At 66.5% G+C, this 13206-nt stretch carries 10 protein-coding genes; 8 read left to right on the top strand and 2 right to left on the bottom strand.

Features of this window, described 5'->3' with window-relative positions:
• The first annotated feature begins 915 nt into the window (after positions 1-915).
• The 6 genes from C9412_RS09665 to C9412_RS09640 all read left to right on the top strand — a co-directional run bounded on the left by C9412_RS09665 (position 916) and on the right by C9412_RS09640 (position 5134).
• Entirely contained in the window at positions 916-1506 is a 591-nt protein-coding gene (locus tag C9412_RS09665; protein WP_146160144.1) for a hypothetical protein, read from the top strand.
• Between the two features lie 236 nt (positions 1507-1742).
• Positions 1743-2654 (top strand): DUF2268 domain-containing putative Zn-dependent protease, encoded by a 912-nt coding sequence (locus tag C9412_RS09660; RefSeq protein WP_258190136.1) that lies wholly within the window; start codon positions 1743-1745, stop codon positions 2652-2654.
• Positions 2655-2872: 218 nt separating this feature from the next.
• Positions 2873-3145, top strand: coding sequence for a hypothetical protein (locus C9412_RS09655; protein WP_010487149.1), 273 nt, complete (start codon positions 2873-2875; stop codon positions 3143-3145).
• A 157-nt stretch (positions 3146-3302) separates the two neighbouring features.
• On the top strand, positions 3303-3995 hold the full coding sequence (locus C9412_RS09650; protein ID WP_107231565.1) for a hypothetical protein: 693 nt from the start codon (positions 3303-3305) through the stop codon (positions 3993-3995).
• 1 nt (position 3996) lies between these two features.
• Complete coding sequence (locus C9412_RS09645; RefSeq protein ID WP_107231414.1) at positions 3997-4305, top strand: hypothetical protein; 309 nt, start codon at positions 3997-3999, stop codon at positions 4303-4305.
• A gap of 454 nt (positions 4306-4759) precedes the next feature.
• On the top strand, positions 4760-5134 hold the full coding sequence (locus C9412_RS09640) for a hypothetical protein (protein ID WP_107231413.1): 375 nt from the start codon (positions 4760-4762) through the stop codon (positions 5132-5134).
• Positions 5135-5194: 60 nt separating this feature from the next.
• On the opposite strand, the gene C9412_RS09635 is transcribed toward C9412_RS09640, so the two are convergent.
• Complete coding sequence (locus C9412_RS09635) at positions 5195-5869, bottom strand: Ivy family c-type lysozyme inhibitor (RefSeq protein ID WP_107231412.1); 675 nt, start codon at positions 5867-5869, stop codon at positions 5195-5197.
• A gap of 124 nt (positions 5870-5993) precedes the next feature.
• Positions 5994-11849, bottom strand: a complete 5856-nt coding sequence (locus tag C9412_RS09630) for a putative Ig domain-containing protein (RefSeq protein ID WP_107231411.1) — start codon at positions 11847-11849, stop codon at positions 5994-5996.
• Positions 11850-12139: 290 nt separating this feature from the next.
• Between C9412_RS09630 and C9412_RS09625 the strand changes: the two genes are divergently transcribed.
• Entirely contained in the window at positions 12140-12643 is a 504-nt protein-coding gene (locus C9412_RS09625) for a tail fiber protein (RefSeq protein ID WP_107231410.1), read from the top strand.
• Positions 12644-12657: 14 nt separating this feature from the next.
• On the top strand, positions 12658-13188 hold the full coding sequence (locus C9412_RS09620) for a tail fiber protein (RefSeq protein WP_107231409.1): 531 nt from the start codon (positions 12658-12660) through the stop codon (positions 13186-13188).
• Positions 13189-13206 lie beyond the last annotated feature (18 nt).

The raw sequence follows: 13206 nt of genomic DNA, 5'->3' as shown, positions 1-13206 counted from the left end.
AGCCTTCTGCGCTAGTTTGTGAAGAGGAGTAAAGTTAGTTTAGATCGCTTGCTCCTTGAACTGCGCAAGCGAGCAGGTGCGCTAACGGTAGGGCCAGTCCGACTTCTTAGCCAGGTGGCTTGGATACGTCCTCTATGTGCGGCTTAGATATCGCCGACGTGGCCGCAGAGTTGGCAATTGAGCAACTTGGGCAGCCGCTCTGGGGGCCGACTGTGCACAAGCCCCCAGTCCCCAGAAAAGTTCCATTGATACGCCTATGGCCTTTAAGCCAGACCGAGAGGATCACTCAGACCTTTCGATTGGGAGACCGATAAGGCCTTCGACGCGCAGCAAGCCAGCAGGCCCACCCGGTAAAAGATACGGCAAAAGAGGCTATAAACAAGCCGACGATCAGGATATCTCGATCAGTTGCGTTCATGCCCATGCCACCGTTTTCTGGAAAATTTTTGACTGGCTGATGATATCGAAACGGCATGACCTCCGATCAACCGCGATCACATCATTGTCAGTGTATGCCCTGGACTCTGCTCTTTGTAAGAGCCCACCCAGTCGGTCATCGCGACTGCAGCGTGTACTTCGCAATGAACCCCCTGCTGTTCCCGCTGTTAAGCGCCGATAGATAGCCAAATCTGTTGTGCTCATAGTTTGTGCATCTTCCGTCGATTGCACAGACTATGGGGAAATCCCCCGTGAAATCATAATCTTGCGACTTGCTACAACAGACTATGGGGCAGATTGCCCCATAGTCTGTGTGTAAACACCCCGGAACGTACTCAACTATGGGACAAATGGGCGTCTAAACTATGGGGACATGGCTAGTAGCTGGCTGAAGCTTCGAATCTGCAACTTCTTGCATGGCCGGCCACACGCGCCCTCTCTACCATGCGCGGCCACTCCCCCATCCGAGGATTGCCCGTGAACCCTGTGCTGCTCCGAAGCCTCCTCTGTATCGCCTGTGTTGCCCCGGTCGCAGCCGTTGCGCAGAACCTCGTCGTCGAGCCCGCTGCCGCACCAGACGTTGCATCGCCCAAGAGCTACGCCAAGGACGGGTTGAAGATGCAGGTGCCCGGGAACTGGACGGTCGTGGAAGACCATCCCAGCGAGGGAGAGAACCAGCGGCGTGTACTCATCGAAGCCGACAAGAGCCGTTTCGAGGTCTTGAACCTGGATGTCCAGATCTATGTCGCCCACACCAGCGACACCACGTCGCTGCCGGATTGGGCGGCCTATTCGTACTCGCTGGATGTGGGCGAGAGCGGGCACTACGGACCGCCCAGGTACACGTCCTTCCAGTTGGCGCCAGGCGTGAAGGCCCATGCCACGCAGTTCCAGCACACCCTTTTCGAAGACGACCAACCGTATGCGCAGCGCCTGCACGTACTGGCCGTCAAGCGGTGCGGCCAGCAGTGGAACTGCTACGCGTCCACCTGGACGCTGGATGCAAATCGCAAGGCCGCGGAAGCGGGCATGCGAAAGATCATGGAAACCGTCACGTTCACGGACTGAACGCTGCGTGCTGCGCGGTCGAGGCCAATCGCGAAGCGGCTGAGGCGGGGATGCGCCTGATGCTCGAATCGATGACCTATACCCTTTGAGCCCCACGGCACACCCACGCGCCACCGCCGCGCTATCGTAGCGGCCTCTGCGTGGGGTTGGGGAACCTGATGAAGCCGTCATCCGTTGCATCGCACGTTGTGCCGCGCCGCCTCTTCGGAGTGCTGCAGGTATTGCTGCCCTGGGTCCTGCTTGCTGCTGCGCTGCCCGCGCCGGCCGCCACTCGCGCGCCTGCCGCCCAACACGTGGTCATCCAGACCGGGGATGTCGCGCGCTTCTTCCAGGTGCTTGATGCCAACCAAGGGCGGCCGAGCGCGCAGGATCTGCAGCGCCACTACCTGGATCCGGGCAGCAAGGCATTGCACGGTTTCACCGCAAGCCGCATCGGTTCGATGGAACGGCTGGCGCGCGCGATCCAGGACAAGCCGGCGCTGTTCGAGAAGGCGCGCCGCTGCGCGACCGCCCTGCCCACCATCCGCACCCGCGTCGCCGCCGCGCTCGGCCGGCTGGGCGCGCTGCTGCCGGAGGCACGCTTCCCCCCGGTGACGGTGCTGGTGGGCCGGGGCAACAGCGGCGGTGTCACCACGCCCGACGGTGTGGTGATCGGGCTGGAAGCGCTGTGCAACGCCGACTGGATGCAGGCCGATGTGAGCGACCGCTTCGTGCACCTGATCGCCCATGAGTATGTGCACATCCAGCAGCCCGGCGCAGACGCGGACGTTGCGCAACCGACCCTGCTCTATCAGACGCTGCTGGAAGGAGGCGCCGAGTACGTGGCCGAACTGATCTCCGGGCAACCGGCCAACGCGCATCTGCGCCGCTGGACCCAGGGCCGCGAGTGCGCGCTGGAGCGCCAGTTCGCCCAGGACAGCGCCGGCACCGATCTGTCGCAATGGCTGTACAACGGACCCGGCGATGAAACGCGTCGCGGCGATCTTGGCTACTGGATCGGTTACCGCATTGCTGCTGACTACGCTGCACACGCGCCCGACCAACGCAGCGCGATTGCCACGCTGCTGAACGTGCGTCCGGACAGTGCGCCGGCGCTGCTGGTTGCAAGTGAATGGCGCCCGGCGTGTGGGCCGGTGGGAAACAGGTAGAAATGACGCCGCCTTCAGGCTGATGAATTGGACGATTCGAGCAACCGCAAGGCCATCCCCTGTGTGCGCATCAGCTCGCCTGATCTCACTCGTTAAGCTTTGCTGACGAACATATTTCACAACGCTTCCACGTCTTCCAATTTCAGCTGAAAGCGCTTGTCAGCGTGGGGAACAAACGCCGCTATATTCCAGCTTCCCCAGACGAAGGAGGGAGTGCAATGAACCTGAACCCGCAACACATGAAGACGGCCCGCGCACTTGCTGTAGCGCTCATCGCAACCGTCAGCCTTGGCGCTTGTGCGTCCTACAAGAACGAGTTTGCCACCATCAACTCGCGCCTCGACCAGCTCGATGTAAAGGTGCAGGGCGCCGCACAGAGCGCTGAATCGGCCAACCAGTCCGCACAGCAGGCCAACCAGCGTCTGGATCAGATTGAAGGCCGCGTGCAGCAGCTTGAACGGGCACCGGCCGGCCGCAAGCCGCGCGGGTAACCGCTCCCTCACTGTTTGAATTGATCCACATCTGTACCGGGAACCAGTGGCCTTCGCCGGCCACTGGCCTCCTTCCACCGATGACTGCATTGCAAGGAGCCGTCCCATTCGTACCTCCTCTCCCCCTGCACGCCGCGCCCTGCACGCCGCACTGGCCCTGGCGCTGGCCGTCGCGTGCAGTGGCGTAGCCCACGCAAAGGACGCGAAGGACGACGCACCCGCACAACCGGTGTCGGCTGCCGATGAACTGCCGCCGGACCAGCACGTGTCCGAGACGGTGATTGAACTGGCTGGCTGGGTTGTCGCCAGCAAGGACAACCAGGGCTATCCGTTCGCCGTGATGGACAAGGCCGCAGCACAGGTACTCGTGTTCGGCGGTGACGGCAAACTGCGCGGCGCCGCCCCGGCATTGTTTGGTTCGGCGGTAGGCGATCATTCCGCACCGGGCGTGGCCAAGCTCGCACTGAGCGCGATTCCCGGCCGCGACCGCACCACACCAGCTGGCCGCTTCATCGGCGGCTACGGCCCCTCCGACGATGCCGGACGCGTGCTGTGGGTGGACTACGATTCGGCCGTCTCGCTGCATCCGCTGCCGCCGGGCACGCCGAAAGAGAAGCGCGCCGAACGACTGGCCTCGCCCTCGCCCGATGACAACCGCGTCACCCACGGCTGCATCAATGTTTCCGCCGCGTTCTACGAGCAGATCGTGGCGTCCACGTTCCAGAAGGGCGGCGTGTTCTATATCCTGCCGGACAAGGATTCGATCGCGAAGACCTTCCCGGAGTTCGCGCAGAGCCGTGGAGAGGGACAGGGTGAAGATGGCAAGGACGAGCGCAGCGCAGGCAAGTAGCGTGACGCAGGATGCACGCGTAGAACTCGAGCTCACCTTCCTCACACCGGAACAGGGCGGGCGCTCTCAACCGGCCTCGGCGAACGGCTATCGGCCGCACCTGCGCGTGCCACCCGATGACACGCTGCTCGGCGTTGCGTTCGTGGGCGCCGACACTGTTTTCCCGGTTGGGCGCCCGCTGACTGCCGTGGCCAGGCTGGTTTACGCGCCTGCCGTTTCGTACGCGGCGCTGCAGCCGGGTGCCTCTGTTGAGGTACGCGAAGGTGCGCGCGTGGTCGGTCATGGGCGCGTCGTCCGGTATCTGACCTGAGCCTTCGAACGCGTGAGGTCATGTCGCCATTGGCCTCTGGGCGCGGTGGCGGACCCGCGTCAATCACCAACCGTGTCGCATATTCCCCGAACGGTGGAGGCCATTGCGCCGCCTCGGTCTGCAGCTACTTAACAGCATGCAAGAATGCCGAAAGCGTCTTCGGTCAGGCGCTGTTTGCAACTGTTCTCATTGGCGTTGCGCGGCGACAGCGGTACAGATGGCGGGCCACCGGAGAGGGTGGCCGGGCCTCGAAAACCCGTGCGCTTGTTTGACAACGCTTGTCCGCCGGCGCCACTCCTCGTGGCGCCGGCGGGCAATCCGTCTGCCGGTCATGGCGGGCGGAGCGTGGAGGCCCTGTGCCTGCCGGTTTCAACAAGCGCCCGGTTTTCGAGCCACGTCTCCGCCCGCCACCTTTGTGTGGCGGCTACCGTCTGTCCTGCACGGAGCCTTTGCCATGAGCACACCGGAATTCCCCCGCACGCACGCGCATCACGCGCCCGCCAACGCGGATGCAGTCTCGGAACCCCCACGCAAGCGCGACCCGCTCGGCTTCCTCGCCACCCTCGACCGCATCGGTAAGGGGGCCGCCGCCGACGGCCAGCCCTGGCCTGAGCGCCATCCGATGCCGGGCCGCCGCATCGCGCTGGGTGACGCGGACTGCGCCGTGGCAGGCCAGCGCGTCACCCTGGAACTGCTGTTGGCCGCCGAACGCGTGCGCCAGAATGGCGCAGACAGCGAATACGTGGGCGACCGCGTGCTGGAAGGATTGGCGATGGCATCGCTGGCGTTGAACGCGCAGATCGGCACGCGGATGCGTCCGGACGAGTGAGACGGGCACGATTGCCTGCGGTCCCGCCGGGCATGGCCCGGCGCCACCGCGAGCCCCGCATTACTCGCAGGCATCGCCTTCGTTCTTCAGCAACGCTTCGTCCAGCGGCCGTTCGCGTTCAATCAGCGCGCGCTGTTCGGCGCTCGGCTCACCCAGCCACCACACCTTGCAGCGCGCGGTGAGGCGCCCGACCATCTTCGTCTGCGTGGGCGAGTACAGCATCGCCAACGCCGTGCCAGGGCAGTCGTGGGCCTGGCAGGCGGTGTAGAACCACCAGGGTTCGCCCTGCAGCACCGTCAGCTCGCCCGGCCCACTGGGCCCGCTCAACAGGCGTTCGCGCAGCGGCGGGATGTCCTGGTCGGTCGATTCGGCATCCTGCGTGCCCTTCATCAACGCATCGAACGCGGCCAGCACCTTCGGGTCCTTGCGGCCGCAGTCGTCCACCGTGTTGCCGCCGACCAGGGTGAAGAAATGGGTCGCCAGCGGGTTGTCCTTGCAGGTGAGTTCGCCGCCGGCGCCGGGGTCGTCCGGCTCGCCTTCGTGGTCCCACACCGACGGGTCCACGCCCTGTTCGACGGACGCATCGTTCCCGACCACGCTGGCGCTGGCCACCGGTGTTTCAACGGGTGCGGCGGCGGCCGCCGCAGGCGTCGTTTCGGCGGCTTTTTCGGGTGCCTGCCCGCAGGCCGCCAACAGCGCGACCATCGATGACATCGCAATCGTTCGAATCTTCATTCCCTGTCCTGTTCCTTCCATTCGATGCCCGGCGCAGATGCAGGTTGCGCTCCTGCCGGAGACACGATTGTACGGATACAGGCCACGTGCGGCGGCGACCACCCGGCCGCCGCCGCTGCATCGATCACGGCGGCAGCGTCTTCTGCACGCTTATCTGGATGCCCTGGTTGTCGCGGCTGCTGCTGTCGAGCTGGTTCTGGTACTCGGCGCGCAGCGTCCAGCCCTTCAGCGTCTGCAGGCCGATGCCAGCGCCCAGCAGCGTGTGGTTGCGCGACTGGCGATCGAGCGTGGCGCGGTACACCGGCCCGGACATCAGGTCCACATAGCGCATGAAGGCCTGGCTGGAGCCCTGCATGTCGTGGCCGAACTCGGCGCGCAGCTGCGGCGTCCACATGCCGTAGTCGCGCTTCACCAGCCACTGCGCCAGCACGCCGGCGGTGGCGGTGCTGGTGTTGACCGTCTGCCGCTGGTAGTCGAGTGCGTACACCTCGTCACCATGTTCGCGGTAGCCATCCAGCGTGGCGCGTGCCAGATCCAGGCGGCCATACGGGGTCAGCAGCAGGGCATCGCTGCGATGCTGGTAACCGGTGGAGAACGAAGCGAACCACTGCGTACCGTCGCGGCTGCCGTAGGCGGTGTTGCCGTTGTCGGTGATGAAGCGGCGCGCGTCGAACTTCAGCCACTGGTAGCCGAGCAGGCCATCCACGTAGAACCCGCCTTCGGGATGGAAGCTGCCGTAGGTGGCCACGCTGTAGCCATCCACGGTGCTGCGGCTGCCATTGCGGCCGATATCCGAGGCATCGTGGCCATAGCCCAGGCCGGCGCCCAGGCTCAGCGACGGACTGATCTGGCGGTCGGCACCCAGACTGACGCCGGAGGTGGTGAAGTCGATGCCGTTGCTGCCGGCACTGGGCTTGAGCGTGCCGAAGTTGACCGCACCGCCGGTCCAGAACGCGAAGCCGTCGGCGGCGCCGGCAGCAGGTGCGGCACCGCCCTGCAACACCGGTTCGTCGATCATCGACAGCGCTTCGCCGCTGGCGCCGATGCCCTTGCGCAGCAGATCGTCCTGCGGCGTGCGCCGCTGGCTGCTGGCCGAACTGAAGGTGATGCCGTTGCTGAAGCCGGCCGCAGCACCGCCCGCGCGCAGGCTTTCCAGGCGGCGCTGGAAGTTGTTGATCTGGCCGATGGCCATGCGCCGCGCACCTTCGGCCTGGGCTTCCAGCACGCCCAGCACTTCGGCATCACGCGAGGGATCGCTGCGGGGCTTGACCATCACATCAACCGTGCCCGGCGCCGAGGTGGCGAACGCGTTGCTGAGCGTATAGGTGATGCGCACCGCACCACCGAAGGTCGCCGCCGAGGTGAACGCCAGCGTGTAGCCGGCACCGCTGGCGGTGATGGTGGCGCTGCCAGCATCGGCCGGCGACACCGAGACCACCGCCGCGGCGGTGAACGGTCCGCCGCGCGCGCCGGAGGTGAGATCCACAGTGACCACGCGCCCGGCAATGGCAGTGGCGGTGAGCGCGGGGGCCACCGGCCGTGGGTTGACCGTCACGCTGATCCGCGCCGGCGCGGAGGCGCCGAACGGATTGCTGAGCGTGTACTCGAAGTCCACCACGCCGGAGGCATCGGCATCGGCGCTGTAGACGATGCTGGCGCCCTGCACCACCGCCGTGCCGGACGACGGCGCGCGGCTGATGGTGACCGCAGTGAACGGGCCATTGATCGCCCCGGCCTCGGCCTGCACGGTCACAGACTGGCCGGCCAGCACCGTCGCACTCTGTGCTGCCGCCACCGGCACCGCCAGCGGCGTCACGCTGACGCTGACCGTGGCCGCCGCCGAGGTGCCACCCGGACCGGTGGCGGTGTAGGTGAAGCTGTCATTGCCGAAGAAGTTGCTGGCCGGCGTGTACGCCACATTGAGCCCGTTCACCGTGGCGGTGCCGTGCGAGGGTGCCTGCGCGATGGCAATGCTGGTGATCGGGCCGGTGTCGTTGGCGGTGACGTCGATGCTGGCCGCTGCATTGGCCGGCGTAGTGGCGGCATCGTTCACCACCACCGGTACCGGCTGGTTGATGCCCACGGTGAACGGCTGGCTGCCGCTGAAGCCGAAGCTGTCGGTGGCGGTGAGGGTGAAGCTGTAGCTGCCGGCGGCGGTGGGCGTACCGCTGATGGCGCCGGCGCTGCTGAGCGCGATGCCCGGCGGCAATGCGCCGGCGCTGAGGCTGTAGGTGAAGCTGCCGCTACCGCCGCCCGCGCTGACGGTCTGGCTGTAGGCCACCCCCACCTGCCCGCCGGGCAAGGTGGTCTGCACGAACACGATGGCCGGCGCGTTCACGGCCACGGTGTAGGCCTGGCTGCCGTTGAAGCCGAAGCCATCGGTGGCGCGCACGGTGAAGCTGTAGCTGCCGACGGTGGTCGGCGTACCGCTGATCAGGCCGGCACTGCTCAGGGCAATGCCCGGCGGCAACGTGCCGGCGGTCAGGCTGTAGGTGTAGCCGCCATTGCCGCCGCTGGCGCTGAGCGGCTGGCTGTAGGCGATGCTGCCGGTCGCCGCTGGCAACGTCGCCGGCGTGATGGTGATCGTCGGCGCAGCCACGCTGAAGGTGTAGGCCTGGCTGCCGGTGAAGCCGACGCTGTCGGTAGCGGTGACGGTGAAGTTGAAGCTGCCGGTGGTGGTGGGGGTGCCACTGAGGGCGCCGGCACTGCTCAACGCGATGCCCGGCGGCAGTGCACCCGCCGACAGACTGAAGGAGTAGCTGCCGACACCGCCGCTGGCGGCAAGTGCCTGGCTGTAGGCCACGCCGCCGAAGCCGCCCGGCAGCGTGGACGGGGCCAGCGTGATGGTCGGTGCGTTCACCACCAGGGAATAGGCCCGGCTGCCGGTGAAGCCGTTGCCGTCGGTGGCCTGCACGGTGATGTTGAAGGTGCCGGCCACGGTCGGCGTGCCCGACAGCGCGCCCGCGCTGCTCAGTGTCATACCGGCCGGCAGCGCGCCGCTGACCAGGCTGAAGCTGTAGGTGCCGTTGCCACCGCTGGCCGTGATCGTCTGCGAGTAGGCCGCGCCACCGGTCGCCGCCGGCAGCGTGGTCGGATCGACCACAACGGTTGGTGCCGACACCGCCAGGGTGTAGTTGTTGACGATGAAGAACGGTGCGCCGGTGCCGGTGGTGCTGTCGGTCGCTCTCACACTGAAGCTGAAGGTGCCGGCCTGCGTGGGCGTGCCGCTGAGCACGCCGGTCGACGACGAGAACGACAGGCCGTTGGGCAGGGTGCCGGTGAGCTGGTAGCTATAGCCCGGGTTGCCACCACTGGCAACGAAGGTCGCGGTGTAAGCCGTACCCGCGGCGGTGCCCGCCAATGAACTCGGCGACAGCGACAGCACCGGCGCGCTGACCGTGCCTCCATAGCTGCGGTTGCCGGTGAAGCCACCGCCATCGGTGGCGGTCACGGTGAAGCTGAACGGACCGGCCTGGGTCGGTGTGCCGCTCAGTTCACCCGTTGCAGCGTCGAGGCTGAGACCGACCGGCACCTGCCCCGTCGTGATGGCATAGGTGAAGGTAGTCGGCTGGCCGGAGCTGGCGGTGATGATCTGGTTGTAGGCAACGCCCGCCGCCGGCGGCGGCAGACTCGCCGGCGACACCGTGATGGTGGGCGCGGTGATGGACAGGACGTAGTTCTGGGTTCGCCTGAAGGGCGCGCCGGTACCGGTGGTGCTGTCGGTGACGCGCACCGAGAAGGTGAAAAGACCGGACTCCGTCGGCGAGCCGGACAGCGTACCGGAGGGCGACAGAGTCACTCCGTTGGGCAACGCACCAGCGCTGATGTCGAACGTATACGGCGCGGTGCCATTGCCCGCGCTGAAAGGCACGTTCAACGGAGCACCCGCCGTGCCGGAGAGGCTGCCTGCCGGCGGTGTCAACGTCAGCGACGGCGCAGTCACGTTGAGGGTGTAGGGCTGGCTGCCGGTGTAAGGGCCGCTGCCGCCACTGCTGTCGGTGGCGGTGATCGTCAGCGGGAAGCTGCCCGCAGCCGTCGGCGTACCGCTGATTACGCCGGCAGTGGACAGGGTCACGCCCGGCGGCAACGCACCTGCGGTAACCGCATAGGTGTAGGTGCCGCTACCGCCGGCAGCGGTCAGGTTCTGGTTGTAGGCGACGCCGGCACTCGCCGTTGGCAGCGTGGGCGGGGTGATCGTGATCGTTGGTGCATTCACCGTCAGCAGCAGCGGGCCACTGGTGACGCTGACCGGTCCGCTGCCACCACTGCTGTCGGTCACGCTGACCGTGAAGTTGAAGCTGCCGCCTGCGTTCGGCGTGCCGGACAGGGTGCCGTTGCTGGCCAGGGTGATGCCCGCCGGCAGACTGCCCGACGCAATCGTGTAGGTGTACGGCGCAACGCCGCCGCTGACGCTGGCCAGCGACTGGCTGTAGGCCACGCCGACCGTCGCCGCCGGCGGATTGGCCGGTGCATAGGTGAGCGTTGCCGCGGCAATGGTCAACGTCAGCGTGCCGCTGGTGGCGTTGAACGGCCCGGTGCCGGTGCTGCTGTCGGTGGCGCGCACGGTGAAGTTGAAGGTGCCATTGGCGCTGGCCGTGCCGGACAACGTGCCATTGCTGGCCAGGGTGATGCCCGGCGGCAGGCTGCCGCTGGTGATCACATAGGTGTACGGCGCGGTGCCGCCGCTGGCGCCGGCCAGCGACTGGCTGTAGGCCACCCCGACCGTGCCGGCTGCCGGGCTGGACGGTGCGTAGCTGATGGTGGCCGGCGACACGGTGATGGTGACGGTGGCCGGCGCCGAGGTGCCGCCGGCATTGGTGGCGGTGTAGGTGAAGCTGTCCGGACCGGAATAGCTGGCAGTGGGTGTGTAGGTGATGGTGGTGCCGCTGGCGGTGGCGGTGCCGTGCGTGGCCTGGGTGCCGACCGCGACCGAGGTGGCGGTGCCGCCGGTGATGTTCAGCGTGATCGGGTTGTTGCTGCTGCCATGGGCCACGGTGGCGCTGGCCGCGCCGGCCACCGGCGGGATGACGTTCTGCACGTTGATCGACAGGTTGGCTGCCGCGAAGAACGGCGTCGGCGTGCTGCTGTCGGTGATGCGCACGGTGAAGTTCTTCAGGCCCAATGCCGTCGGCGTGCCGCTGATGGTGCCGTTGCTGGCCAGTACCAGCCCGGCGGGCAGGGTGGTGCCACCATCCAGGAGGTAGCTGTAGGGCGCCGTGCCGCCGGCACCGGTCAAGGTGAACGAGTACGGCGTACCGATCACCGCAGGGCCAGGTGCGTTGGTCACGCTGATGGTCGGCGCGGCGATGGTGACCGAGTAGCTGGCCGTGCCGGTGAGCGGCGTGCCTGCCGTGCTGTCGGTGGCGGTGACCGAGAACGCGAAGGTGCCCTGCGTGGTGGGCGTGCCGGACAGCACGCCACCGCTGCTCAACGTCAATCCAGCCGGCAGTGCACCGGATGTGACGGCATAGCTGTAAGGCAGGGTGCCGCCACTGGAACTGAGCGTGACACCGGCATAGGGCGTGCCCACCGTTCCGCCGGGCACGGTGGCCGGCGAAATCGTGATCGGCGATGCGGCGGCCTGGATGTACACGGTAACCAGCACATTGTGCGAGCCGGTACCGTCGTCGAAGGCAAAGGTGTCGGAGGTCGATCCGTTGCCGCTGTGGGCGTAGGAGATCTTCGAGGCGGCATGGCTGGTGACGGTGGCCGTACCGTTGCCGGCCGGCGTGGTCACGTTGCCGATGCCGAAGCCTGCAACGCCCTGGCAGCTGGAGGCATCAATGACGATCGTACTGCCGGCAGCCATCGGCGAACCGGCGCTGGCATTGGGCGGCGTGAAGGTTGCGCACGCCGCGCGTGCGATATCGGGCAGGGCGAGGGTAGCGCCCAGCAGCAGGATGCCTCCCAGGTGGCCCCAGAAACGACGGCCGAGCCCATGGCGCATCGCGTCGCGATGCATCGACTCTGCGTGCCACATGTTGTGCCCCCTGCTTGCCCGCCTTCCCGACGGGCGCTGCGCCGTGTGGCGCGAGTGAGAAAACCGCCGTGGCCCCCGGACGGGCGCCGCGGTTCCTGACCTCCCCACCCTGCAGACTCCCTGGCCCTGCCTGGCGGTCCTGCCCCCCTTGAATCCCTGCATCCCTTGGGCTGGCAGCGCGATATTCTTGCTCATGGATACTGGCACTTGTCAACACCCGGGATAATGCGCCAGAGTTATGTCGCCGGCCGGGGGCTGAGTGCCGGCGCCTATCCCAGGGGGAATATCGTATGTCGGAACCCTTTCTCGGGCAGATAATGCCCGTGGCGTTCAACTTCGCGCCCAGATTTTTCGCTTTCTGCAATGGCCAGGTGCTGCCCATCGCGCAGAACCAGGCGCTCTTTTCGCTGCTGGGCGTTTCCTACGGTGGCAACGGCACGACCAACTTCCAGCTGCCCGATCTGCGCAGCCGTACGCCCCGCGGATCCACCAGCGGCACCAACACCGGTGAACGCCAGGGCGTGGAGAACGTAACCCTGCTGGCCACGCAGATTCCCCAGCACGCACACGTTTTCGGTGGCACCACCGCCGACGGTACAACGCGCATTCCGCAGGGCAATGTGCTGCTCGGCAAAACCGGGACGCAGAATGTCTACGGCGCGTCCGGCGGCGCCCAGATACCGCTGAACGTGCTCGACAACAGCGGCCAGACGCAGCCCCATGCAAACCTGCAGCCATATCTTGTCATCAATTTCTGCATCGCACTCAACGGAATCTACCCCTCGCGCAACTGACCGGAGTTTCTGCCATGTCTCAACCCTTTGTTGGCGAAGTCCGTCTGTTTCCCTACAACTTCGCGCCGGTGGGGTGGTTCGACTGTGATGGCCGGCTGCTGCCCATTTCAGAGTACGAAGTATTGTTCACCCTGATCGGCACCACCTACGGCGGCGATGGTGTTTCCACCTTCGGCCTGCCCAATCTGTGTGGACGCGTGCCGGTGCACCAGGGCACTGGCAGTGGTCTGGGCACCTACATATTGGGCCAGGCGGCCGGCAGCGAATCGGTCACCCTGACCACCGCCCAGCTGCCCGCACACACCCATGCGTTCAACGCGGTGAATTCGGCGGCCAGTTCGCCGTCACCCGGACCGGCGTTGCAGCTCGGCGCGGTCAGCGGCGACACGCTGTATACCGACAGCGTCACCGGCCTGGGCAGTGGCAACCTGGCGCCCGCCTCGGTGAGCGCGGTCGGTGGCAGCCAGCCACACGACAACACCATGCCCTCGCTGGTCGCCCGCTACTGCATTGCATGGGCCGGCGTCTTCCCGTCGCAAGGCTGACGATCATCGAACGCCTAC

It is taken from the genome of Stenotrophomonas sp. Nf1, from assembly GCF_003028475.1.
Classification (GTDB): domain Bacteria; phylum Pseudomonadota; class Gammaproteobacteria; order Xanthomonadales; family Xanthomonadaceae; genus Stenotrophomonas.
This window is presented reverse-complemented; position numbering and strand designations above follow the sequence as displayed.